This window comes from Spirillospora sp. NPDC048823 (genome assembly GCF_043198445.1).
In the GTDB taxonomy this organism is placed as follows: Bacteria; Actinomycetota; Actinomycetes; order Streptosporangiales; family Streptosporangiaceae; genus Spirillospora.
Genome location: NZ_JBICUT010000004.1, coordinates 122,435 through 145,216, shown reverse-complemented (window position 1 = coordinate 145,216; position 22,782 = coordinate 122,435). Strand labels below are relative to the sequence as shown.

Here is a 22,782-nt window from a genome sequence, read left to right as displayed (position 1 = left end):
CCCGCGTGTCAGGCGGTGAGCCAGTCGGCGGGGATGTCGTCGCGGAGGCGGTCGAGGGTCTCCTCGTCGCGGGTGCGGACGGAGAGCCAGCCTCCGCCGTCGCAGAGGAGCACGCCCGGGCCGGCGTAGAAGGCCTGTCCGTCCTCGCCTTCGGGGTGGGCGGGGAAGGGCAGGCGGGTGAAGCGGCGGTCCAGTTCGCCGTCGTCCTCGAAGTCGCCGTGGTCGCAGACGGGCTCGTCCGCCTGGAGTGCCTCGGACAGGACGATCTCGATGCAGGACACGGAGAAGGCGTCCAGCCAGCCCTCCCAGCGCTCCGCCTCCTTGTCCTGGAGGTCCCGGCGCATGCGGACGGGCGGGTCGGCCTTGTCCAGGTCGGTGAGGAGGACGCCCCACGACGCGGCTCCCTGGTTCTCTTCGCGGAAGACCAGGGCTTCCTTGCGGTCGTCCACGTAGAACTCGTCCGGGCGCAGCAGTGAGTGCATGGTGCTGTGCAGGTCGGCGCGGCGCCCGAAGAGCGTGTACGCCTCGCGGAGGGCGGCGGGCAGGCGCATGCCGAGGTGTTCTTCGGCCGCCGTCAGTTCGGCTTCCGGCGTCCCGTCCTCCGGAGTCAGCGGTGTGCGCCAGGTCGCGGCGAAACCCCGGATGTACGTCCAGGCCGCCGACCGGTCGCGCAGCGCGGACGGGAGATCCCGGACAAGGTCGAACGAATCGGTCACGTTCGGGAAGCTACTCCGGTCATCGCCCGTCCGTCGGCCGATGACCGGTTCTGCTGTGAGCGTGGAACCGTTCCGTACAGAACGTACAGAAGGCAGAGTCTTCCCCATGAAGCTTCTGATGCTGGGCGGGACGGAGTTCGTCGGACGAGCCGTCACCGAAGACGCGGTCGCCCGCGGATGGGACGTGACCGTCTTCCACAGGGGCCGCCACGAGCCGCCTCAGGGCGTCGTGTCGTTGCACGGCGACCGCACCGCCGAGGACGGTCTCAAAGCCCTCGCCGGCGGGCAGTGGGACGCGGTCGTCGACACCTGGTCGGGCGCACCGTCTGCCGTACGGGACGCCGCGCGGCTCCTGGACGGGCGGGTCGCACGGTACGCCTACATCTCCAGCCGTTCGGTCTACCGCTATCCCACGCCGGCCGGGCTCGGCGAAACCGCCGCCGTGGTGGACGGCTCCCCCGACGACGGCGAGGTCGACTACGCGTCGGCCAAGCGCGGGGGAGAGCTCGCGGCGACGGACGTGTTCGGCGACAGGGCGCTGCTGGTGCGGGCCGGGCTCATCATCGGCCCCTACGAGAACATCGGGCGCCTGCCATGGTGGCTGACGCGGATCTCCCAGGGCGGTGAGGTTCTGGCGCCCGGCCCACGCGACGCGGGTCTGCAGTACATCGACGCCCGGGACCTTGCCAAGTGGACCCTGGACGCCATCGAAAACGGAACCGGCGGGGCGTTCAACCTCGTCAGCCCACCAGATCACACGACGATGGGCGAGTTGCTCGAAGCGTGCATCCAGGCGACGGGCTCTGACGCCGACCTCGTCTGGACGTCCCCGGAAAAGATCCTTGAAGCGGGCATCCAGCCTTGGACGGACCTTCCGATCTGGATTCCACCCGGCGAGGCGTACGACACGATGCACCGCGCAAGCGTGACCAAAGCGGTTTCCGCGGGCCTGCACTGCAGAACCGTCCAGGAAACGGTCGCGGACACGTGGGAGTGGCTCCGAGCCATCGGAGGCCGGGCGCCGCAGCGTCCCGACCGCCCGGTGGTCGGCCTGAACGCCGAGACCGAAACGAAGGTCCTGCGCTCCTGACGAGGCCGCTCTGCCCTAACCCGGATGCCGCTTCAGTGGACGCGACAGGCCCCGGTCGGCTAGAGAGGCTCACATGACCGCTTTGGTACTGGGGCCCCATCTCCGGCACGTGAGTCACCACACCGCGACGATCTGGGTGGAGACCGACCGTCCGTGCGAGGTTCGGGTCGTCAGCCAGGAGCACGGCGTGGACGCGAACGCCCGGACGTTCACCGCGCACGGCCACCACTACGCGCTCGTCGAGATCGAGGGGCTCGCGCCGGGCGCGCGGATCCCTTACGAGGTGCAGGCCGACGGCGAGACCGTCTGGCCCGAAGCCGGCACCGGGTTCCCGCCGTCCCGGATCAGGACGCTCGACCCGGAGGGCGCCCTGCGGATCTCGTTCGGGTCCTGCCGCCGCTCGCCGGGCACCGTCGAGCAGTTCGGGTACGACGCGCTCGCCGCGTTCGCGGACCGGCTCCGCGCGGGCGGCGACTCGGTCACCTGGCCGGACATCCTGCTCATGGTCGGCGACCAGATCTACGCCGACGAGCTGACCGACGAGATGCGCGAGTTCATCGGGAGCCGCCGCGAACCGGAAGAGCCGCCCATCGACGAGGTCGCCGACTACGAGGAGTACACCCACCTCTACAAGCTGGCGTGGCACGACGATCCGGCGGTGCGGTGGCTGCTGTCCACCGTCCCGACCTTCACCATCTTCGATGACCACGACATCAGGGACGACTGGAACACCTCCTATGCGTGGCGCCAGGAGATGTGGTCGCAGCCCTGGTGGAAGGCCCGCATCACCGGCGGGATCGGCTCGTACTGGGTCTACCAGCACCTCGGGAACATGTCGCCGCAGGACCGCGCGTCCGATGCCGTCTTCAAGGCGGTGCGGGCGGCGTCCGACAGCACCGGCGACGCGGGCGCCGTCCTCGACGAGCTCGCGGAGAAGGCCGACAAGGAACCGGCCAGCACGCGCTGGAGCTACGCGCACGACTGGGGCGGAACCCGCCTGATCGTCGTCGACAGCCGATGCTCCAGGCTCCTCACCGCCGACCGCCGCGGCATGCTCGACGACGAGGAGTTCCAGTGGCTGGACGGCAAGTGCCAGGGCGGCGTGGACCATCTCCTCATCGCGAGTTCCCTCCCCTACCTGCTGCCCAGGGCGATCCACCATGCGGAGTCGTGGAACGAGGCCATCGCCGGGGGCGCCTGGGGCAAGGCCGGAGCCAAGTTCGGGGAGAAGGTCCGGCAGGCCGCCGACCTGGAGCACTGGGCGGCGTTCGAGCGGTCGTTCCGCACCCTGGCCGCCGCCGTCGTCGCCGTCGGACGCGGTGAGCGCGGCCCCGCCCCGGCGAGCATCTCCTTCCTGTCCGGCGACATCCACTACTCGTACCTGGCGCGGGTCACCGAGCCCGGTACCCAGTCGAAGATCACGCAGATCGTCTGCTCGCCCCTGCGCAACCCTCTGGCCGGGGTGTTCCGCTGGGCCAACCACCTCGCGTACTCGCGGGCGGTCGGCGGACCGTTCCGCGCCCTGGCGAAACTGGCGAAGGTGCCCGTCCCGCCGATCCGGTGGCGCATGACCGACGGCCCCTGGTTCGACAACGCCATCGCCACCGTCGAACTGTCGGGGCGCAGCTGCGACGTTCGCTGGGAGACACCGCGCGACGGCGGCAGGCTCACCGAGATGGGCAGCGCGGAAATTACGGGCTGACGGGTATCCGGCCGGCGGGGGACGCGTTCCGTGAAAATCCGCCGGCACGGTCAGAATGAGGCAACAACCAGTGGTCAAGCCATCACAATTTGCGAGCATGAAACGGCGTGCTCCACTCGGGCTCGCATGAAAAGCCGCGGAACAACCCCCGGGCGCGCCGCTCACCGGTCGCTCACGCTGCCGCTCACCATGGGCGGTTTAAGCGCGGGTCGCGGGGATCCCGGGATTGAACCCGCGACCTGCTTCTTCCCGTAAAGATCATGGGGAACTACAGGGCCGGCCCGAATCGGCTGGTAGCGTCCGCCGCGGCTTCTGATTTCTTTGTTACCGGGGAGTCGCCAACCGGCGGCCTGCCATGAAAGAGTGGCGAAACGCCGTATTGGCCTACCGGGCTTACGCGCTTCACTACGCTATAGGCGCCCGAGGACACTACGCCGGATGGGCATGCTGTGAGCTCCCGTGTTTGAGGAAGGGCGGTGTCGCATGGATCGCTGCGCGCTGTTCGTAGACGCCGGCTACCTGCTGGCCGACGGCGCGATGTCGGTGCATGGCACACGTCATCGCGAAACCGTCTCGTGGGACTTCGGCGGCCTCCTGCAGCTCCTGGGCAATCTCGCCAGAGAACGCACCGGAATGCCGCTGCTGCGCTGCTACTGGTACGAGGCGACGGTCGAGGGCCGCCGCTCCCCCGAGCACGACGCGCTCGCCGACCTGCCCGGACTCAAGCTGAGACTCGGCCGCATCCGCCCCGGCCGCCGCGAGGGCGTCGACTCCGAGATCCACCGCGACCTGATGACCCTCGCCCGCAACGGTGCGCTCACCGACGCCGTCCTGGTCAGCGGCGACGAGGACCTCGCCCAGGTCGTCACCGACGCCCAGGACCTCGGCGTCCGCGTCACCATCGTGCACGTCGCCGTCGACGGCAACTGGACGATCTCCCGCGTGCTGCGGCAGGAGTGCGACGACCTCATCGAGATCGGCTCCGGCCACCTGCGGCCCTACGTCAACCTGCTCGCCGGCATGGACGGCACCGCCGGCTCCTCCTCCCTCGGGGCGAGCCCGCTGTCCAACGGCCACGGCTCCAACGGCCACGGCAGCTCACTCGGCCCCCTCCAGACCACCTCGCACAACGGGCCGCCGCCCGCGTCCCCGCTCAGCCGGCCGCCGGCGACGCCCGCCCCGGCCGTCCGCGACCTCGGCCCGGCCATGACCGGCAACACCGGGCTGAACGGCCCCGGCTCGACCGGCGGCCACGGCACCGGCCCGATGCCGCTGCCCGGCTCGTCGGACGGGCACGGGGGATCGTCGTACGGCTCCGGCGGCGGATCGTCCTACAGTTCAGGCAGTTCAGGCAGTTCAGGCGGCGGGTCGTCCTACGGGTCCGGCGGGGGATCGTCGTACGGGTCCGGTGGCGGGTCGTCCTACGGCACCGGCGGGCAGCAGGTCCCGCTGCAGGCCGCGCCGACGTCCGGGCCGCCCTCCGCGCAGGCCCCGCCGTCCCAGGCGCCGCCCGCGCAGCCGCCGAACCCGGGGCCGCAGTACACCTCGTCGCCGATCCCGGCACCGTCCCCGCCGCCGCCACCGCAGACGATGCAGTCGGGCGGCCAGAACGGCCCGTACACGGGCCCGCAGCAGGTCTCGCCCGTGCCGGTGCAGCAGAACGCCCCGACGCTGGCGGACGCGGTCAAGGCCGCCCACCAGGAAGGCCAGGACTTCGGCGAGTCCGTCGCCAGGGACGCGCCCGCCCTGTGGCTGGAGGCCGTCCTCGCCCGCAAACCGCGCATGCCGTCCGACCTGGAGGCGCGGCTCCTGCAGGGCTCCTCGCTGCCCATCGACTTCCTTCTGCACGACGAGGTGCGGCACGCGCTGCGCCGCGGATTCTGGGACGCTCTAGAACGTTCCCGCAGGTAAGCCGCCAGGTACGCACCGGTATTGCGCGATCATCACCGATTCGGCCGCTTCGGCCGCGCGGCGACGGGTAGCGTTGAAGCGTGACGCATGTGACGGAAGACGATCTCGACGACCTGGAGTTCGACACCCTGCGCACCGGCGATCACATCTCGGCGGCCCGCCGGCTCGCCGAGCTGGCCGAGTCGGTGTCCGGCGGGGTGTCACGCGCCAACGTTCTGCTGCGCGCGGGTGAGCAGTGGCAGCATGCCGGCGACCACGGCAAGGCCGCCGAGCTGTACCGCAGGGCCCTGGACGACGGCGGCGAAACCTACGGCGACCCGCGCGCCTACCTCGCCGACGCGCTCTTCGAACTCGAACGCCCCGACGAGGCCCGCACGCTCCTGGACCAGATCCGCGACGACAAGCCGCGCGACCCCGAGGTGTACCGCGCCGTCGCCGAGGTGCTCTACGCCCAGGGCGACGCGACCGGCGCCCACGAGTGGGCCACCAGCGGCGCCGACGTCGTCCTCGCCCTGCGCGACCGCGCCGTGGGCACCGGCATCGGCGGCCCCGACGAGCCCCCGGTCCCCGGGGCCGACACCCTCACACCGGGCCCGGACGACGTCGCCCTCGCCGAGGACAGCCTCGAAGCCCTCCTCCGCCTCCGCTACCGCGCCCGCATCGACCTCGGCCGCGGCGAAGACGATTACGACGCCCTCCTGGACGACCTCCTGAAGAACGGGTAGGGCTCCACCCGGCTACAGGGTGGCCACCAGTTCGCTCAGGGATTGGGCCACGGCCTTCGGAGGGTCGTGTTCGGTCACGGGCCAGCCGCGTAGGCGCGCCTCTCTGACGGCCTCCTCGTGCTCGGAGGAGCCGGAGCGGTCCGAATGGGTGCGGAGGTACCCGCAGGGCGCCTCCGGCCAATCTGGGGGCATGGGGAGGTCATCGTGGGGCGAGCCCTCACCGTGCAGGTGCAGGGGGCGCGGGAGGTCGGCGTCGACGAACACGTAGCCGCCCACGGGACGGTGCGCGGCGCGCTGGGCGAGGGCTATGCCGGGCAGCAGGGGCCCGGCGGCGCCGTGTGCGGCCAGGACGAGCGGGGCCACCGGATCGGTCGCCGTGATGATCAGGGAGACGCGGGCGATGTAGCGGTGGCCCGTGCCGTCCGGGACGTCCGGTGCGACCACGTCCAGGCCGTACGAGCGCAGCATCTCCGGCAGGTCGCCCCAGGCGGCCGCGTCGGCGTTCGGCGCGTGCAGCAGGATCAGCGTTCCCGGCGTCATCTCGTCCCCCTCCCGGGCACCGTACACGGCGGCGGCGGGGGCCGTGCACGGGGTGAACGGGCAGATGGGGGTCGAGCGGAGCTCGTCGATTGAATGGCGGTGGGTGGGGGCTGGAGACCGGTGAATAGGCTTCGTCGGGTGAGCGATCGCGAAGAGCTGCTGCAGATGATCAAGGACAAGGCCGTGGTGCACGGGGACGTCGTGCTGTCGTCGGGCAGGCGGGCGTCCTGGTACGTGGACCTGCGCCGGGTGACGCTGGACGGGGTCGCGGCGCCGCTGGTGGGGCGGGTCATGCTGGACGAGACCGCCGGCCTCGACTACGACGCCGTCGGCGGGCTCACGCTGGGCGCCGACCCGGTGGCCGCGGCGATGCTGCACGCGGCGGCGGCCCGCGGACGCACGCTGGACGCGTTCGTCGTGCGGAAGGCGGGAAAGGCGCACGGGTTGCAGCGGCGCATCGAGGGGCCGGACGTGGCGGGGCGCCGGGTCCTCGCCGTCGAGGACACCTCGACCACGGGCGGGTCCGTCCTCACCGCGGTGGAGGCGCTGCGGGAGGCGGGGGCGGAGGTCGTGGCGGTCGCGACGATCCTGGAGCGCGGCGCGGCGGGACGCATCGCCGAGGAGGGCCTCGCGTACCGGCATCCGTACGGCGTCGCGGACCTCGGCCTGAGCTAGGTCGCCGGCGCTTCGCCGACGAACCACTGGCCGCGCTGGCCGTTCGGCTTCGCCGGCTGCACCTCGCCGTAGATGGTGACCTGCAGGGAGCCGCCGTTGGTGGCGACGACCTGGAGGGGGGCCTCGTCGTACTGGAGCGTGTCGCCGGTGCCGAGCGTGCCGTTGGTGAGCACCTTGCCCTGGGCGTCCGCGACCCGGACGACGACGTTGGTGGGCTGCCCCGTCACGCGGATGACCAGGGGGACGGCGGCCGCCGGCGACTTCGGTGCCTGGCTTTCGCTGGGGGACGCGTCGGCGGACGCGGTCGCGGGCGTGGGCGTGACGGGACCCTTCTGTTCGGGCTCGCCGGAAAGGGCGTTGACCAGTGCCATGCCGCCCACGACCAGAAGGGCCAGGGCGGCCATCACGGCAAGCACCGCGATCAGTATGCGCGCGAGACCCCTAGGGTCCGACCGATGACGTCCCACATGGGGAGGTTAGCGATAACTGTCACCGCTGAGCGACGGACGTGACTCTTCGGGGCCATTCTTATTCGGACCCTGGTCCGGTTTACGCCCCTTCATCATCTCCCGGACGATCGGAATCAGGGACAGAAGGACGATGACCGCGACGCCCGGAAGGATGTACTTCTCGATGTCCGGGACCTGGGAGCCGAGGAAGTGGCCGACCAGGAAGAGCGTCTCCGTCCAGAGGATCCCGCCGACGGCGTTCCAGATCAGGAACTTGCGGGAGTCCATGCCGAGCATCCCGGCGAGCGGGTTGAGGAACGTCCGCACGATCGGGATGAACCGGGCCAGCACGACCGCTCGGGCCGGGCCGAACCGGTTGAAGTAATACTCGGCCTTCTCCACCCACTCGTGTTTGAAGATTCTGGAGTCGGGGCGGTCGAAGAGCCTGCGGCCGTAGCGCGCGCCGAGCCAGTGGCCCGTCTGCGCGCCGGCGATCGCCGCGATCGGGCCGCCGATCATCAGCACCGGCAGCGAGAGCGGCTGGAACTCCTGCCCGTTGACGGTCGTGACCGCCGTGAGGATCCCCGCGGTGAAGAGCAGCGAGTCACCGGGAAGCAGGCAGCCGAACAGCAGTCCGGTTTCGGCGAAGATGATGGCGATTACGCCGATCGTCGCGAACGTGCCGAAGAGCTGCAGCCATGCGGTCGGGTGCAGCCACTCGGTGATGCTGAGGGGAAGGGCAGTGAGATCCACACAGCGAGCGTACCTTTCCACACGCTCCGATTAGGCGGGATACTGAGGGTGGACGGCATGCCCGACCCGGGAGACCGGGTGACCTGGGCCCACACCCGGGTACCTGGACCACCGGGTGCTACCGCCCGGCCGGATGCCCGGCGGCACCGACCAGTATGAAAGGACGCTGATCAATGCCCATCGCAACGCCCGAGGTCTACGCGGAGATGCTCGACCGTGCGAAGCAGGACGGTTTCGCCTTCCCCGCGATCAACGTGACGTCCAGCCAGACGCTGAACGCCGCGCTGCGCGGCTTCGCCGAGGCCGAGAGCGACGGGATCGTGCAGGTGTCCACCGGTGGGGCGGAGTACCTGTCCGGCTCCACGGTCAAGGACATGGTCATCGGCTCGACCGCCCTCGCCGAGTACGCCCGGGTCGTGGCCGCCAAGTACCCGGTGAACATCGCGCTGCACACCGACCACTGCCCGAAGGACAAGCTGGACGGCTTCATGCGCCCGCTGGTGAAGATCTCGCAGGAGCGGGTGGCGCGCGGTGAGGAGCCGCTGTTCCAGTCGCACATGTGGGACGGGTCGGCGGTCGAGCTGCACGAGAACCTGCGGATCGCCGAGGAACTCCTGGACCAGTGCGCCAAGGCGCGGATCATCATGGAGATGGAGATCGGCGTCGTCGGCGGCGAGGAGGACGGCGTCGCCAACGAGATCAACGAGAAGCTCTACACGACGCCCGGCGACGCGCTCGCGACCGCCGAGGCCGTCGGCGTGGGCGAGAAGGGCCGCTACATCCTCGCGGCGACGTTCGGGAACGTGCACGGCGTCTACAAGCCGGGCTCGGTCAAGCTGCGTCCCGAGGTGCTCAAGGACATCCAGGACGCGGTCGGCGCCAAGCACGGCAAGGACAAGCCGTTCGACCTGGTGTTCCACGGCGGCTCCGGTTCGTCGCTGGAGGAGATCCGGGAGGCGGTGTCGTACGGCGTCATCAAGATGAACATCGACACCGACACGCAGTACGCGTTCACCCGCCCTGTCGCCGAGCACATGTTCCGCAACTACGACGGCGTGCTGAAGGTCGACGGCGAGGTCGGCAACAAGAAGCAGTACGACCCGCGCTCGTGGGGCAAGGCGGCCGAGGCGGCGATGGCCGCCCGCATCGTGCAGGCGGCCGAGAACCTCCAGTCCGCCGGGCAGCGGCTGAAGTAACCCGAAGCGGTACAGGCCGGGCGGCCGGGCTCGACGTCGAGAACCCGGGCCGTCCGGCCTGCGCGTTGTTTGACGAAACTCCGGTAGGCTCGGTGGCGTGGCACTGCCCCGCACCTACGAGTCGCAGAACTGCTCGATCGCCCGGTCGCTGGAGGTCATCGGCGATCGGTGGACGCTGCTGGTGATCCGCAGCGCGCTCGAGGGCGTGCGGCGCTTCGACGACTTCCAGGACGCGCTGGGCGTGGCCCGCAACGTCCTCACCGACCGGCTCAACCGGTTGTGCGACGAGGGCATCATGCGCCGCGTCCCGTACCAGGAGCGGCCGGAGCGGCACGAGTACCGGCTGACCCGCAAGGGCGTCGAGTTGTGGCCCGCGATGATGACCCTGCTGATGTGGGGCGACCGCCACTACGCGCCCGAGGGCCCGCCGCTGATCATCGGACACCGCGGCTGCGACGGCGCCCTGACCCAGCAGTTCACCTGCGACTTCTGCGGCGCCCCCCTCGGCCCGTCCAACGTGGAACCCCGCCCGGGCCCGAGCGCCTGACGCCGGCCGCCCCTCTTGGAGTTGCTTCACGCAACTTTATGCGGTCCAATGAGTTGCATGACGAAACTCGATGTGCGCACCGCCGCCCACATTGACCCGGCGCTGAACGACGTCCGGATCCGCCCGTACGGCCTCACCGACCACGACCGCGTCCACCGGATGTCGGCCCGGCTGTCCGCCGCGAGCCTCTACATGCGCTTCTTCTCCGGCACCCCGCGGATCCCCGACCACTACACCGGCATGCTCGGCCGCCTCGACCACTGGGACCGCGAGGCCATGGTCGCGCTCGACGGCGACGAGATCGTCGGCATCGCCGAGTACGTCCGCGGCACCGGGCGGCCCTGGTGCGCCGACCTCGCCGTCCTCATCACCGACCCCTGGCAGCGACGCGGCCTCGGCAGCGTCCTGGTCGCCTGCCTGGCCCAGCTCGCCGCACGGCGCGGCATCACCGAGTTCGACGCCGACGTCATCCTCGGCAACCGGAACGCGGTCCGATTCGTCCAGCACGGCTGGCCCGCGGTCCGCCCGACCAGCGAGGGCGGCTCCGCGCACTTCCGCCTGCCGCTCCCCACGGCGGGCTGACCCGGGTTGGTCGGAGCCCGGCAGCCCTGCTTACGATGACCCGCATGACCCAGAACCTGCTCGGCGGTCCTCCTCCGACCGAACTGCCGGACAACACCGAGGCCCGCACGGCCCTGGAGAACGGCGTCGACCCGTTCGAAGTCGCCGCGCGCCACCCCGACTACCCCGGCGCTTGGGCCGAACTGGCCGACCGTGCGTTCGCGGGCGGCAGCGTCATCGACTCCTACGCGTTCGCCCGCACCGGCTACCACCGCGGCCTCGACATGCTCCGCCGCGCCGGCTGGAAGGGCCAAGGCCCCGTCCCGTGGGAGCACGAGGCCAACCGCGGTTTCCTCCGCTGCCTCCACGCCCTGGGCCGCGCCGCCGCCGCCATCGGCGAGGACCACGAGGCCGACCGCTGCAAGACCTTCCTCCGCGACAGCAGCCCCACCGCCGCCGACACCCTGGCGAACTGATCGTGCCCCGCCCCCGGCGGTGAGGTGCGGTTTCCTCGATCTGCTGGGAAAGGTAGGCTTCGATCGCAAGAGGCCCCATCGCTACTTGCGGCGACCGGGGCCTTCGTCGTGGGAAGGGAAAGTGGCATGCCTGCCATCGTTCTTGTCGGGGCGCAGTGGGGAGATGAAGGCAAGGGCAAGGCCACGGACCTGCTCGGCGGGGACGTCGACTACGTGGTCCGCTACCAAGGCGGCAACAACGCCGGCCACACCGTGGTCATCGGGGACAAGAGCTACGCGCTCCACCTGCTGCCGTCCGGGGTGCTGTCACCCGACGTCGTCCCCGTGATCGGGAACGGCGTGGTGATCGACCCGGCGGTGCTGCTCGGGGAGATCGACGGCCTGCGGGACCGCGGGATCGGCTGCGACCGCCTGCTGATCTCGGCGAACGCGCACCTGATCATGCCGCACCACCGGGCCCTCGACAAAGTCACCGAGCGGTACCTCGGCAAGGCCCGGATCGGCACCACCGGCCGCGGTATCGGCCCCGCCTACGCCGACAAGATCAACCGGATGGGCATCCGCGTCCAGGACCTGTTCGACCCGAACATCCTCACGCAGAAGCTCGACCTGGCGCTGCGCGAGAAGAACCAGGTCCTCACCAAGGTCTACAACCGGCGCCGCATCGACACGGGCCCGATCGTCCAGGAGTACCTGGCCTACGGGGAGCGGATGCGTCCGTTCGTCGCCGACACCGAGCTCATCCTCAACAAGGCGCTGGACGACGACAAGCTCGTGCTGCTGGAGGGCGCCCAGGGCACGCTGCTGGACATCGACCACGGCACCTACCCGTTCGTGACGTCGTCCAGCCCGACGGCGGGCGGCGCGTGCGCGGGCTCCGGCCTCGGCCCCACGAAGATCAGCCGCGTGATCGGCATCATCAAGGCGTACACGACGCGGGTTGGCTCTGGACCGTTCCCCACCGAGCTGCTGGACGAGCAGGGCGAGTACCTGCGCAAGACCGGCGGCGAGTACGGCGTGACGACCGGGCGCGACCGCCGCTGCGGCTGGTTCGACGCCGTCATCGCCCGCTACGCCACCCGCGTCAACGGCATCACCGACTACTTCCTCACGAAGCTGGACGTCCTGTCGGGGCTGGAGCGCGTCCCGGTGTGCGTCGCCTACGAGATCGACGGCGTGCGCGTGGACGAGATCCCCACGACGCAGACCGAGTTCCACCACGCCAAGCCCGTCCTGGAGTACCTGGACGGCTGGCAGGAGGACATCACCGGCGCCAAGACGTTCGACGACCTCCCCGCGACCGCGCAGGCGTACGTCCGGTCCCTGGAGGAGATGTCCGGCTGCCGGATCTCCGCGATCGGCGTCGGCCCGGGACGCGACCAGACGCTGTCCCTGCGGTCGCTGGTCTGAGGCACGTGGCCGTCGAGGTCCACGGCCACCGGGGAGCGCGCGGCCTGCGCCCGGAGAACACGCTCCCCGGGTTCGTCCACGCCCTCGAACTGGGCGTGGACGCGATCGAACTCGACGTGGGCATGTCCGCCGACGGCGTGGTCGTCCTCAACCACGACCAGGCCCTCTCGCCGGTGAACCTCACCGACACCGCCCCCGCGTGGCCCGGCGACCCCGCCTTCCCCTACGTCGGCAGACCGATCCGGGAGCTGACCCTCGCCCAGCTCCGCACCGTGGACGCGGGTGCCCGGCGACACGAGGCGTTCACGCAGACCCCCGTCCCCGGCGCCGGGATCCCGACCCTCGCCGAGGCATGCGCCCTGCTGGCCCCCACGGACGTGGAGATCGCCGTGGAGCTCAAGACCGACCCCGGCTGGCCGGCCGACGACATTGAACGCCTCACGGACGCCGTAGTGGAGGTCCTGGCGTCCGCCGGCCTGAACGGCCGGTCGCGCCTCCTGGCCTTCGACTGGCGCGTCCTGACGGAGGCCCGCCGCCGTCACCCGGAGTTCCCGCGTGTGGCCCTGGTCGAGCGCAAGACCCTCGTCGCGGACACCCCCTGGCTCGCGGGCCTCCCGCCGGGCGACCCGGTGGCCGCCGCCGCGGAGATCGGCGCCGCCTACCTGTCCCCCGAACACGCCGTCACGACCCCTGGCCTGATCGAAGAGGCCCACGACCGCGGCCTCCGTGTCGCCGTCTGGACGGTCAACGCCCCCGAAGACATGGTCCGCTTCATCAAATACGGCGCGGACGCCCTGGTGACCGACTACCCGGACCGCGTGCGCACCGTCCTCGCGGCCGTGTAATTCCTGCGACCACGCGATCCCTACAACCAGCCGTTGCGGCGGAAGCCCCGGTAGAGGGAGAAGCAGGCGAGGGCGATGACGCAGAGGATCATGGGGTAGCCGAAGCGCCAGCGGGTTTCGGGCATGAAGTCGAAGTTCATGCCGTAGACGCCGGCGATGGCGGTGGGGACCATGAAGATGGCGCCCCAGGCGGAGATCTTGCGCATGTCCTTGTTGTCGGCCACGGTGACCTGGGTCATGTGGGCCTGGAGGATGGGGTTGAGGAGCTCGTCGTAGGACTCGACCTGCTCGCGGACGCGGGTGAGGTGGTCCTCGACGTCGCGGAGGTACTCCTTGATCTCGGCCGGGACGAAGCGGCGGCCCGACAGGCTGCGGAGCGGGCCGGCGAGCGGGCCGACGGCGCGCTTGAGCTGGATGACCTCGCGCTTGAGGCGGTAGATGCGGCGGGACTCGTCGGTGCGCTCGGGAGAGAAGACGGCTTCCTCGACTTCGTCGATGTCCTCCATGACGGCGTCGGCGACGCCGACGTAGCCGTCGACGACGCGGTCGGCGACGGCGTGCAGGACGGCCGCGGGCCCGAGGGCAAGGCGGGCCGGGTCCTTCTCCAGGTCGCGGCGGACGGGTCCGAGTTCGCCGTGGGTGCCGTGCCGGACGGTGACGACGAAGTCGGGGCCGCAGAAGAGCATGATCTCGCCGGTCTCCACGATCTCGGCGCCGCCGGGGCCGCTGGCGACGTAGCCGACGGTCTTCATGACGACGAAGTGGACGTCGTCGTAGCGCTCCAGCTTGGGCCGCTGGTGGGCGTGGATGGCGTCCTCGACGGCGAGCGGGTGCAGGCCGAAGACCTCGGCGAGTTCGGAGAGTTCGGTGGCGGACGGCTCGTGGAGGCCGACCCAGACGAAGCCGGCGCTGTCGCCGTCCGGGGTGAGGCGGCCGTCGCGGATGAGGCGGACGGCGTCGGCGACGGTGTCGGTGGAGACACGGTGGCCGTCGATGTAGGCGGCCCAGTCGATGACGGCGGAGCCTCGGTGCGGCGCCTGGACGCCGGTGGGACGGCCGCGCGTCTTGAACAGGACGCGGCCGGGGCGGACTCGTGTCATGGCCATGGGGTGCTCCTAACCCGCCGGCCACGCACGCAGGGGCGCGCTCGACCCGTGCCGGTCAGCGAGGGGAGCGCGCGAGGGCGGTGGCCGGACGCCAGATGGAGGCGGACGGTCGGACAGTTCCGTCCGGACTGTGAGGGTTCTCCGGCGAACTGCAAGGATCACCAGGACTCATCCCGACCACCTCCTTTCACACCTCGGCAAAGCCTGTGGAAGCGTACCAGCCGACATTAAGGACGCCGCCCGCAACGGTCGCGTTCACGTCCGCCGATGTGATGCCCGTCTCGTGCCTCCTTCCCCTCACGGTGCCCAGTAAGCTCGCGTCACGTGCGAGTACTCGTCCTTGGATCGGGTGGCCGCGAGCATGCGCTCGCCCGCGCCCTGCATCGTGACCCTGCCGTCACCGCCCTCCACTGCGCTCCGGGCAATCCGGGCACGGCCGGGATTGCGGACAACCATCAGCTCGACCCCACCGATCCGGTGGCGGTGACGGAGCTGGCCGGGCGGCTGCGCGCGGACCTCGTGGTCGTGGGCCCGGAGGCGGTCCTGGTGGCCGGCGTCGGCGACGCGCTGCGCAAGGCCGGGTTCCCGTGCTTCGGGCCCGACCGCGACGCCGCCCGCATCGAGGCGTCCAAGGCGTTCGCGAAGGAGATCATGGCGGCGGCGGGAGTCCCGACCGCCGACGCGCGGGTCTGTGAGACGGCCGCCGAGGCGGAGGAGGCGCTGGACGCCTTCGGCCCGCCCTACGTGGTGAAGGACGACGGTCTCGCGGCGGGCAAGGGCGTCGTCGTCACCGAGGACCGGGCGGCCGCGGCCGGACACGCCGCCGCCTGCGGACGTGTCGTGATCGAGGAGTTCCTGGACGGCCCCGAAGTCTCCCTGTTCGCCCTGTGCGACGGTGAGCACGCCGTCCCGCTGCTGCCCGCGCAGGACTTCAAGCGCGCGTACGACGGCGACGGGGGCCCCAACACGGGCGGGATGGGCGCGTACACCCCGCTTCCGTGGGCGCCGCCCGAGCTCGTGGACGAGGTCATGTCCACGGTCGTCCAGCCCGCCGTGGACGAACTGCGCCGCCGCGAGATCCCCTACGTCGGCGTCCTGTACGCGGGGCTGGCGCTGACGTCCAGGGGCGTGCGCGTGGTGGAGTTCAACGCGCGTTTCGGCGACCCCGAGACCCAGGTGGTCCTGGACCGCCTCGCCACCCCGATCGCGACACTCCTGCAAGCGTGCGCGATCGGCGGCCTGGACCCGGAGTTCCGCCCCGAGTGGCATCCGGGTGCGGCCGTCACGGTGGTCGTGTCCGCCGAGGGGTATCCGGCCGCCCCGGTGAAGGGCGACGAGATCACCGGCCTGGACGAGGCCGCCAAGGTCGAGGGAGCCTACGTCCTGCACGCGGGCACGAAGCTCGACGCGGACGGGCGTCTCGTCACGAACGGCGGCCGCGTCCTCAACATCGTCGGCACCGGCCCCGACCTGCCCACCGCCCGCGGAGCCGCCTACGAGGCCGTCTCCAGGATCACCCTCCGCGGCTCCCACCACCGCACCGACATCGCCCTCAACGCCTCCCGCATATGAGATGATTACTTGATTACACCCCCATAAGCGAGGTTCCATGACGTCCTCCCCCATGGCGCCAGGCGGGGAGGTCTACCGCGTCACGACGCTGGAGCTCTTCTTCGATCTGGTCTTCGTCTTCACGCTGATCCAGCTCAGCCACGTCCTGGTCGACGAGCTGACCCCGCTCGGGTTCTTCCGGATCGTGCTGATGTTCGGCGTCCTGTGGTGGATGTACGGCGGGTACGCGTGGCTGACCAACACCCTCGCTCCGACCACGACGGCGCGGCGGCTGATCATCCTGGTCGGGATGGGCGGCTTCCTCATGGTCGCGATCGCCACCCCGACGACGTTCGAGGACGGCGGGGTCGTGTGGGGGCTCGGCTACCTGGTCCTCGTCCTGGCGCACGCGACGCTGTACGCGCAGGACAACAAGCACATTCTGCGCGTTCTGCCGGCGAACCTCCTCGCGGCCGCGCTCATCATCGTCGCCGGTCTGCTCACCCCCGGGCCGGCGGTCTACGCGTTGTGGACGGCAGCGCTCATCGTGCCGATCGCCCAGCCCTACATCGTCCCGGCGGGCGGGCTGTTCACCATCCGGCCCGCGCACATCGTCGAGCGGCATGGGCTACTCGTCATGATCACGATTGGTGAGTCGATCATCTCCGCGGGGTCGGGCGCCGTGAACGCCCATCTCGACGCCGGTCTGGTCGTCGCGGTACTGCTCGGGCTGGCGCTGGCGGCGGCGATCTGGTGGAGCTACTTCACCGGCGACGACGCGCGTGCCGAGGAGTCGCTGGCCGCCGCCGACGACGTCCACCGGACGCAGATGACGATGTTCGGCTACTTCTATGCGCACATGCCGATGATCATCGGTGTGATCGTCATAGCGGCCGGGATGAAGAAGGCCGTCGGGCACGCCTGGGACCACCTTTCCGTCGGGCCCGCGCTGGCCCTCGCGGGCGGGGTCGCGCTCTACCTGGCGGGAAATGCCGCGTTCCGCGGGATCATGCGGATCGGGCCGTCGCGCGCCCGGCTCGGCGGCGCGGCGGCCGCGCTCGCGGCCGCCCCGGTCGGGCTGTGGGTGGCCGCCGCCGAGATCGCCGGGCTGGTGCTGGTGATCGTCGCGGTGCTCGTCCTGGAAGCGCGAGTGCCCCGGGCGGACGCGGTGGCGCCCGGCCTGGGACAATCGTCGGGTGATTGAGCGCTACACCCTTCCGGAGATGGGACGCGTCTGGAGTGACGCGCACAAGTACGAGCTGTGGTGCCAGGTGGAGGTCCTCGTCGTCGAGGCCCACGCCGAGGCCGGCACGATCCCGCCGGAGGTGGTGGAGCCGGTTCGCAAGGCGCCGCCGCCGACGCCGGAGGCGGTGCACGCGATCGAGGCGGTCACGCAGCATGACGTGATCGCCTTTCTGTCCGCGTGGGCGGACAACACCGAGCCCCGCGAGGCCGCCCGGTACGTCCACTTCGGCATGACGTCGTCCGACCTGCTCGACACGGCGTTGGCGCTGCAGCTGGTCGAGGCCACCGACATCCTGCTGGAGAAGGCGGACGCGCTCGTCGGGACGCTGCGCGACCACGCTCTCGCGCACCGGGGGACGCTGCGGGTCGGGCGGACGCACGGCATCCACGGCGAGCCGGACGTGTGGGGGCACCGCGTCGCCGACTTCGCGTTCGCGATGGCCCGGTCGCGGGACCGGCTGCGGCGCGCCCGGGAGGCCGTCGGGGTGATGGCGATCTCCGGTGCGGTCGGGACGTACTCCAACATCGACCCGGCCGTCGAGCTGCATGTGGCGCGGAAGCTGGGCCTGCAGAGCGCGGACGTGTCGACGCAGGTCGTGATGCGGGACGGCATCAGCGAGTGGGTCTCGTCCCTGGCGATCATGGCGACGGTGTGCGAGGCGATCGCGCTGGAGGTCAGGCACGGCCAGCGCACCGAGGTCCGGGAGCTGTGGGAGCCGTTCGGCAAGGGCCAGAAGGGCTCGTCGGCGATGCCGCACAAGAAGAACCCGATCATCTCGGAGCGGCTGGCGGGGATGGCGCGGATCGTGCGTGCGCAGATCGTCCCGGTTCTGGAGGGCATCCCGCTGTGGCACGAGCGCGACATCTCGCATTCGTCCACGGAGCGGATCGCGCTGCCGGACGCGTCCGTCGCCCTCGACTACATGCTGAATCTGACGAACCGCCTCATGTCCGGACTCGTCGTGGACGAGGCGCAGATGAGGGCCAACCTGGAGTCGACCGGCGGCCTGATCTACACCTCGACCGTGCTGCTGGAGCTGGTCGAGGCGGGCATGTCGCGCGACGACGAGGCGTACCCGCTCGTCCAGAAGGCCGCGATGGAGACGTGGGAGAGCGGCACGCCGTTCCGCGAGACGCTGCGCAAGCACGCGACGGAGGCGGACCTGGCGCTCGACGAGGCGCGCCTGGACGAAGTGTGCCGTCCGGAGCGTTTCGTCGAACGCCTGGGCCCGGTCTTCGGCCGCCTGGCGCAACTCCGATGACTCCTCCACCGGCCCGGCGGGAGGGGCCTTGACCGCGACCCTGATCGAGCTGAACACCTACCCGCTCAAGAGCGGCGGCGGAACCTCGCTGGAGAGCGCCGAGCTGACCGCCACGGGTCTGCCGCTCGACCGCGAGTTCATGCTCGTCACCCCCGAGGGCCGTTTCCTGTCGCAGCGGGATCTCGCGGAGATGGCGCTGATGCGGCCGTCCTACGACGGCGAGATCCTCACGGTGGACGTCCCGGACGCCGCACCGCTCGTCCACAAGGCCGCGGGCGACGGCGAGGTCCTGGACGTGGTCGTCCAGCGGAAGGAATGCCAGGGCGTCGACCAGGGCGACGAGGCGGCCGCGTGGTTCTCGTCGCTGCTCGGCCAGGACTGCCGGCTCGTGCGCTTCACCGGCCACCGGCCCACGTCGCGGGGCGGCGGCGAGGTGATGTTCGCCGACGGCTACCCGCTGCTGCTCATCTCCGCCGAATCCCTCGCCGACCTCAACGCGCGCCTGGACGTGCCGCTGCCGATGAACCGGTTCCGGCCGAGCCTCGTCATCGAGGGCCTCGGCGCGTTCGCCGAGGACACCGCGCGTCTCCTGCGCGTCGGCGAGACCGTCATCGAGGCGGTCAAGCCGTGCAGCCGCTGCGTCATCACCACCACCGACCAGGAGACCGCCGAACGCGGCCGTGAGCCGCTGCGGACGCTCGCCGCCTATCGCAGCCGCGACCGCGGCATCCAGTTCGGCCAGAACTGCGTGCCCCGCACGCTCGGCACCCTCGCGCTCGGCGACCCGGTCGAGGTCCTGGAAGCACGCTGAGTCAGCCGACGACCTGGTCGGTGTCGTTGCCGTAGCGGTCCTTGATGACGGTCGGGACGATCTCCACGGTGAGGCCGGGAAGCGAGGCGACGGCGCTGCTGCCCGCCACGGGACGCAGAACGGCCGTGAGGTCGTCCAGGGCGGTCAGCGGGACGTGCACGTCCAGGACGCCCTCCCGCGGCTCCTCGACGGCGTAGGCGTCGGCGGGACGGAACGTGAGCCTGGCGTCGTCGGCCTCCAGGATCAGATCGCGCCCGAACGGGAGCCGCCCGCGGAGCGAGTCCGCGACATGCGGGGCCTGGTGCGCGCCGATCCGCAGCGTCGTCGATCCGGCGGCGCGCTCCCACTCCACCTTGGGGATGTGCAGCAGGCCGCCGCTGGAACCGTCCCGCGCGCTGCCCTCCTCGACGGCCCGGGCGACGTCGGGGCGGGCCATCAGCGACGGCCGGTCGATGTCGGTGACGAACAGCGGCAGGTGCGGCGCGAGGATCTTCATCAGCTCGTCGGCGTTCCACTGGCGCAGCGCCTCGTACTCGTCCTCGGCCAGCCCGACGACCTGGAGGAAGAGGACCCGGCCGTGCGGCGTCGAGATCTCGCCGAGCTCGGGGTCGGCGATGAACGTGACCGCGCGGATCTGCGAGTCGTGCCGGTCGGCGTTGATCGGCCCGTTGGCGTTCATGTGGTGGCCGGGCTCGAACCAGTTGCCCGACTTGAACACGTACCGGCCGAGGTTCTGCAGCAGGTTCGGCGCCCACATCGGCGGCGCCTCGTCCGCCGGGTCACGGGCGACACGGAAGGTGAACTCGAAACCCCAGCCCGACTCTTCCGGGTTCTGGGACTCCTTCGTGTACAGCTCGCTCATGCCGTACGAGACGAAATGCCAGTGCGGGACGGGATCCGTACGGGGGTAGGCGCTGATGCCGTCGAGCGGGTCGGAGCCCCCCAGCGACCATTTGAGGATCGTTGCCAGGTGGAGCGGATTCGCGTCCCCGTAGAGGGGGCGCAGGGCGTTGTCGATGGCGTCCCATCCGGGTGATTCGTCCATGGATGATCACCATAGACTTGACCGCGGACACCGCGCCGACACTTCGCTCACCTTGTAATTTTCCCGTAGGAGGCGAACCTTCGGGGTACTTCGGGTGTCTCAACGAACAGAACCGACGCCACGGTGGCGCGGGCCGGACATCACACACCCGGGCCGATGGTTTACTGGGGTCGCGTTGGCGCAGAGGGGGACACCGTTCGGCGCGCTCGGCCCTCGTGCTCCCACTTGCAGGTACGTAACCGGCATCCGAGAAGGAGTATGGCGGCATGAGCATGGGCCACGAGGTTCGCTATCGCGTGCGCGGCGGCAGGCAGCTGCACGGCACGGTTTTCGTCCAGGGGGCCAAGAACGCCGTCCTGCCGATGATCGGCGCCTCGCTGATGGCCTCCAAGGGACGGACCGTCCTGCGCAACGTCCCGATCATCGAGGACGTACGGCGGGCGGTGGAGCTCGCGCGGGCCATCGGGGCGAAGGCCGAGCTGCACGAGACCGAGCGCACCCTCGTGATCGACGCGTCGTCGCTGAGCAGCCCGGTGCTGCCCGCGGAGATCGCCTCCCGGTTCCGCGGCTCGTTCCTGTTCGTCCCCGCGCTGCTGCACCGGCTCGGCGAGGCGGTCATCGAGGGCGTAGGCGGCTGCAATCTCGGCAGCCGCAACCTCGACTTCCACTACAACGGCTTCAAGCGGATGGGCGCCACGGTCACCGAGCACGTGGCCGACAACGGCGACGGCATCATCCACATCAAGGCCGGCGACCTGCGCGGCGGAACGCTCTACTGCGACACCCCGTCGCACACCGGCACCGAGAACCTGATCATGGCGGCGGCGCTGGCGTCCGGCACCACGCTGATCAAGAACGCGGCGCTGGAGCCCGAGGTCCTGGACAACATCGCGATCCTGCAGGCGATGGGAGCCAGGATCAGCGGCGGCGGCACCGGGTTCGTCACCGTCGAGGGCGTGGACGAGCTGACCGCCGTCGAGCACACCGTGATGCCCGACCGGATCGACGCCGGCGTGTTCGTGATGGCCGCCGCGATCACCGGCGGCGACCTCAGCCTCGTCGGCGCCAGCCTGGAGCATCTCGGCGTCGCCGCCGACAAGCTGGAGCAGATGGGCGTGGAGTTCCACCAGCAGGGCGCGGTGCTCCAGGTCCGCCGCGAACGGACGCTGCGTCCGATCAACGTCATCACCGACGAGTACCCGGGCTTCGCCACCGACCTGCAGTCGCCGATCATGGCGCTGTCCTGCCTGGCCGACGGCCCGTCCTACGTCTACGAGCGGATCTTCGACGGCCGGTTCAAGCTGGCGGACGAACTCGGCAAGATGGGCGCCGACATCGAGGTGGACGGCAACCGCGCCAAGGTGAACGGGCCGCGGGCCCTGCGCGGCGCCGAGGTCGAGGCACACGACCTGCGGTGCGGCAGCGCCCTCGTCCTGGCGGGCCTCGCGGCCGAGGGCGAGACGACGATCACCTCGGCCTACTACCTGGACCGCGGTCACGCGCACACCGCCGAGCGCCTGTCCCAGCTCGGCGCCGAGATCGTCCGCGAGGCCGACTAGGCGACGGCGGCCGTCCGGGGCGGTGTGGTCCGTCCGGGGCGGGGTGGTCCGGCCGATTGTGGCCCCGTCCTGACCAACTCCGGAGTGGCATCTGACGGGCACTGTTACGCCGAACCCCGAAAGTGGTTCAGCAATGTGTGACGAGTCGACTACGGGCCGCTGGGCCGCTTTGCCCGCCTGCCCGCCTGCCCGCCTGCGATCACCCGCTGAGCTGGGCAGAAAACAGCTGGAACGGTCCGCTTCGGCCGGGCCGTAACCCGGTAAAAAATCACCGGCCTCGATCATCGGAGCCGAAAGGCCGGATCGCTCGTCCTTCCAGGAGGGCTGACAGCGGGGCGGACAAGTTTCGGCCCGCGTGTAAACCAAACGGACGCCCCAGGGGTCTTTCCAGTGCGCGACGGCGTCAGGAGAGGCCCCCAGACGTGTTTTCGGGTCTTGTTTTTCAACTTCGGACGCCCGAAGATGCAGGATCAAGGCTGGCCGAATGGTGACAAATTACTGACCAGGGGGTCCCGTAGGTTACTTTTTCGCCGCACTCTTGATTCGATTCCGCGTCTGGGCGTCACACATCGCCGCCTTGACCCGATCTGCTAGCAGAAGGGGCTCC

Annotated in this window: 22 protein-coding genes; 16 read left to right on the top strand and 6 right to left on the bottom strand. The window is 70.6% G+C overall.

Annotated features, from left to right (window positions below):
* Positions 1-8: 8 nt before the first annotated feature.
* Complete coding sequence (locus tag ACGFK0_RS11570; RefSeq protein WP_392903238.1) at positions 9-716, bottom strand: hypothetical protein; 708 nt, start codon at positions 714-716, stop codon at positions 9-11.
* Positions 717-822: 106 nt separating this feature from the next.
* Here ACGFK0_RS11570 and ACGFK0_RS11565 point away from each other — a divergent pair, with 106 nt between their 5' ends.
* The 4 genes from ACGFK0_RS11565 to ACGFK0_RS11550 all read left to right on the top strand — a co-directional run bounded on the left by ACGFK0_RS11565 (position 823) and on the right by ACGFK0_RS11550 (position 6,144).
* Positions 823-1,806: an NAD-dependent epimerase/dehydratase family protein gene (locus tag ACGFK0_RS11565; protein WP_392903235.1), complete on the top strand. Its 984-nt coding sequence runs from the start codon at positions 823-825 to the stop codon at positions 1,804-1,806.
* A gap of 73 nt (positions 1,807-1,879) precedes the next feature.
* Positions 1,880-3,508 carry an alkaline phosphatase D family protein gene (locus ACGFK0_RS11560; RefSeq protein WP_392903233.1) on the top strand — a complete coding sequence of 543 codons (1,629 nt, stop codon included), beginning with the start codon at positions 1,880-1,882 and terminating at the stop codon, positions 3,506-3,508.
* Between the two features lie 483 nt (positions 3,509-3,991).
* Positions 3,992-5,419 carry an NYN domain-containing protein gene (locus ACGFK0_RS11555; protein ID WP_392903231.1) on the top strand — a complete coding sequence of 476 codons (1,428 nt, stop codon included), beginning with the start codon at positions 3,992-3,994 and terminating at the stop codon, positions 5,417-5,419.
* A gap of 80 nt (positions 5,420-5,499) precedes the next feature.
* On the top strand, positions 5,500-6,144 hold the full coding sequence (locus ACGFK0_RS11550) for a tol-pal system YbgF family protein (RefSeq protein WP_392903229.1): 645 nt from the start codon (positions 5,500-5,502) through the stop codon (positions 6,142-6,144).
* A 12-nt stretch (positions 6,145-6,156) separates the two neighbouring features.
* On the opposite strand, the gene ACGFK0_RS11545 is transcribed toward ACGFK0_RS11550, so the two are convergent.
* Positions 6,157-6,684 carry a hypothetical protein gene (locus ACGFK0_RS11545; RefSeq protein WP_392903227.1) on the bottom strand — a complete coding sequence of 176 codons (528 nt, stop codon included), beginning with the start codon at positions 6,682-6,684 and terminating at the stop codon, positions 6,157-6,159.
* A gap of 138 nt (positions 6,685-6,822) precedes the next feature.
* On the opposite strand from ACGFK0_RS11545, the gene pyrE reads away from it, so the two are divergent.
* Complete coding sequence (pyrE, locus tag ACGFK0_RS11540; RefSeq protein ID WP_392903225.1) at positions 6,823-7,359, top strand: orotate phosphoribosyltransferase; 537 nt, start codon at positions 6,823-6,825, stop codon at positions 7,357-7,359.
* Here the strand turns inward: pyrE and ACGFK0_RS11535 are convergent.
* On the bottom strand, positions 7,356-7,775 hold the full coding sequence (locus tag ACGFK0_RS11535) for a RodZ domain-containing protein (RefSeq protein ID WP_392903223.1): 420 nt from the start codon (positions 7,773-7,775) through the stop codon (positions 7,356-7,358). The genes pyrE and ACGFK0_RS11535 overlap by 4 nt on opposite strands.
* Before the next feature lie 60 nt (positions 7,776-7,835).
* Positions 7,836-8,561: a DedA family protein gene (locus tag ACGFK0_RS11530; protein WP_392903221.1), complete on the bottom strand. Its 726-nt coding sequence runs from the start codon at positions 8,559-8,561 to the stop codon at positions 7,836-7,838.
* 173 nt (positions 8,562-8,734) lie between these two features.
* Here ACGFK0_RS11530 and fbaA point away from each other — a divergent pair, with 173 nt between their 5' ends.
* The 6 genes from fbaA (at position 8,735) to ACGFK0_RS11500 (ending at position 13,596) form a co-directional block, all read left to right on the top strand.
* Complete coding sequence (gene fbaA / locus ACGFK0_RS11525) at positions 8,735-9,757, top strand: class II fructose-bisphosphate aldolase (RefSeq protein WP_392903218.1); 1,023 nt, start codon at positions 8,735-8,737, stop codon at positions 9,755-9,757.
* A gap of 97 nt (positions 9,758-9,854) precedes the next feature.
* On the top strand, positions 9,855-10,304 hold the full coding sequence (locus tag ACGFK0_RS11520; protein WP_392903217.1) for a winged helix-turn-helix transcriptional regulator: 450 nt from the start codon (positions 9,855-9,857) through the stop codon (positions 10,302-10,304).
* Between the two features lie 57 nt (positions 10,305-10,361).
* On the top strand, positions 10,362-10,886 hold the full coding sequence (locus ACGFK0_RS11515; RefSeq protein ID WP_392903213.1) for a GNAT family N-acetyltransferase: 525 nt from the start codon (positions 10,362-10,364) through the stop codon (positions 10,884-10,886).
* A gap of 35 nt (positions 10,887-10,921) precedes the next feature.
* On the top strand, positions 10,922-11,341 hold the full coding sequence (locus tag ACGFK0_RS11510) for a DUF3151 domain-containing protein (RefSeq protein WP_392903210.1): 420 nt from the start codon (positions 10,922-10,924) through the stop codon (positions 11,339-11,341).
* A 126-nt stretch (positions 11,342-11,467) separates the two neighbouring features.
* The gene (locus ACGFK0_RS11505; RefSeq protein WP_392903208.1) at positions 11,468-12,751 is read left to right on the top strand and encodes an adenylosuccinate synthase; all 1,284 of its coding nucleotides are present in this window, start codon (positions 11,468-11,470) and stop codon (positions 12,749-12,751) included.
* Between the two features lie 5 nt (positions 12,752-12,756).
* Positions 12,757-13,596 carry a glycerophosphodiester phosphodiesterase family protein gene (locus ACGFK0_RS11500; RefSeq protein WP_392903205.1) on the top strand — a complete coding sequence of 280 codons (840 nt, stop codon included), beginning with the start codon at positions 12,757-12,759 and terminating at the stop codon, positions 13,594-13,596.
* Positions 13,597-13,616: 20 nt separating this feature from the next.
* Here the strand turns inward: ACGFK0_RS11500 and ACGFK0_RS11495 are convergent, their stop codons facing one another.
* On the bottom strand, positions 13,617-14,702 hold the full coding sequence (locus ACGFK0_RS11495; protein ID WP_392903203.1) for a magnesium and cobalt transport protein CorA: 1,086 nt from the start codon (positions 14,700-14,702) through the stop codon (positions 13,617-13,619).
* A 324-nt stretch (positions 14,703-15,026) separates the two neighbouring features.
* Here ACGFK0_RS11495 and purD point away from each other — a divergent pair, with 324 nt between their 5' ends.
* Genes purD through ACGFK0_RS11475 form a run of 4 tightly spaced genes read left to right on the top strand, consistent with a single transcriptional unit; the run spans position 15,027 to position 19,571 of the window.
* A complete protein-coding gene (gene purD, locus ACGFK0_RS11490) occupies positions 15,027-16,274 on the top strand; it encodes a phosphoribosylamine--glycine ligase (protein WP_392903201.1) in 1,248 nt (415 codons plus the stop codon).
* A 37-nt stretch (positions 16,275-16,311) separates the two neighbouring features.
* A complete protein-coding gene (locus ACGFK0_RS11485; protein WP_392903198.1) occupies positions 16,312-17,457 on the top strand; it encodes a low temperature requirement protein A in 1,146 nt (381 codons plus the stop codon).
* Positions 17,450-18,760: an adenylosuccinate lyase gene (gene purB, locus ACGFK0_RS11480; protein ID WP_392903196.1), complete on the top strand. Its 1,311-nt coding sequence runs from the start codon at positions 17,450-17,452 to the stop codon at positions 18,758-18,760. The genes ACGFK0_RS11485 and purB overlap by 8 nt, the downstream gene beginning before the upstream one ends.
* A gap of 28 nt (positions 18,761-18,788) precedes the next feature.
* Entirely contained in the window at positions 18,789-19,571 is a 783-nt protein-coding gene (locus tag ACGFK0_RS11475) for an MOSC domain-containing protein (RefSeq protein WP_392903195.1), read from the top strand.
* Between the two features lies 1 nt (position 19,572).
* On the opposite strand, the gene ACGFK0_RS11470 is transcribed toward ACGFK0_RS11475, so the two are convergent.
* Complete coding sequence (locus ACGFK0_RS11470; protein ID WP_392903193.1) at positions 19,573-20,616, bottom strand: suppressor of fused domain protein; 1,044 nt, start codon at positions 20,614-20,616, stop codon at positions 19,573-19,575.
* A gap of 272 nt (positions 20,617-20,888) precedes the next feature.
* Here ACGFK0_RS11470 and murA point away from each other — a divergent pair, with 272 nt between their 5' ends.
* Positions 20,889-22,175, top strand: coding sequence for a UDP-N-acetylglucosamine 1-carboxyvinyltransferase (gene murA / locus ACGFK0_RS11465; protein WP_392904038.1), 1,287 nt, complete (start codon positions 20,889-20,891; stop codon positions 22,173-22,175).
* Positions 22,176-22,782: the final 607 nt, after the last annotated feature.

Excerpts from the sequence above, each read along its gene's own strand:
- ACGFK0_RS11565 (WP_392903235.1), top strand. The coding sequence starts at position 823 with ATGAAGCTTCTGATGCTGGGCGGGACGGAGTTCGTCGGACGAGCCGTC.
- ACGFK0_RS11560 (WP_392903233.1), top strand. The coding sequence starts at position 1,880 with ATGACCGCTTTGGTACTGGGGCCCCATCTCCGGCACGTGAGTCACCAC.
- ACGFK0_RS11555 (WP_392903231.1), top strand. The coding sequence starts at position 3,992 with ATGGATCGCTGCGCGCTGTTCGTAGACGCCGGCTACCTGCTGGCCGAC.
- ACGFK0_RS11545 (WP_392903227.1), bottom strand. The coding sequence starts at position 6,684 with ATGACGCCGGGAACGCTGATCCTGCTGCACGCGCCGAACGCCGACGCG.
- fbaA (WP_392903218.1), top strand. The coding sequence starts at position 8,735 with ATGCCCATCGCAACGCCCGAGGTCTACGCGGAGATGCTCGACCGTGCG.
- ACGFK0_RS11515 (WP_392903213.1), top strand. The coding sequence starts at position 10,362 with ATGACGAAACTCGATGTGCGCACCGCCGCCCACATTGACCCGGCGCTG.
- ACGFK0_RS11510 (WP_392903210.1), top strand. The coding sequence starts at position 10,922 with ATGACCCGCATGACCCAGAACCTGCTCGGCGGTCCTCCTCCGACCGAA.
- ACGFK0_RS11505 (WP_392903208.1), top strand. The coding sequence starts at position 11,468 with ATGCCTGCCATCGTTCTTGTCGGGGCGCAGTGGGGAGATGAAGGCAAG.
- ACGFK0_RS11495 (WP_392903203.1), bottom strand. The coding sequence starts at position 14,702 with ATGGCCATGACACGAGTCCGCCCCGGCCGCGTCCTGTTCAAGACGCGC.
- ACGFK0_RS11485 (WP_392903198.1), top strand. The coding sequence starts at position 16,312 with ATGACGTCCTCCCCCATGGCGCCAGGCGGGGAGGTCTACCGCGTCACG.
- ACGFK0_RS11470 (WP_392903193.1), bottom strand. The coding sequence starts at position 20,616 with ATGGACGAATCACCCGGATGGGACGCCATCGACAACGCCCTGCGCCCC.
- murA (WP_392904038.1), top strand. The coding sequence starts at position 20,889 with ATGGGCCACGAGGTTCGCTATCGCGTGCGCGGCGGCAGGCAGCTGCAC.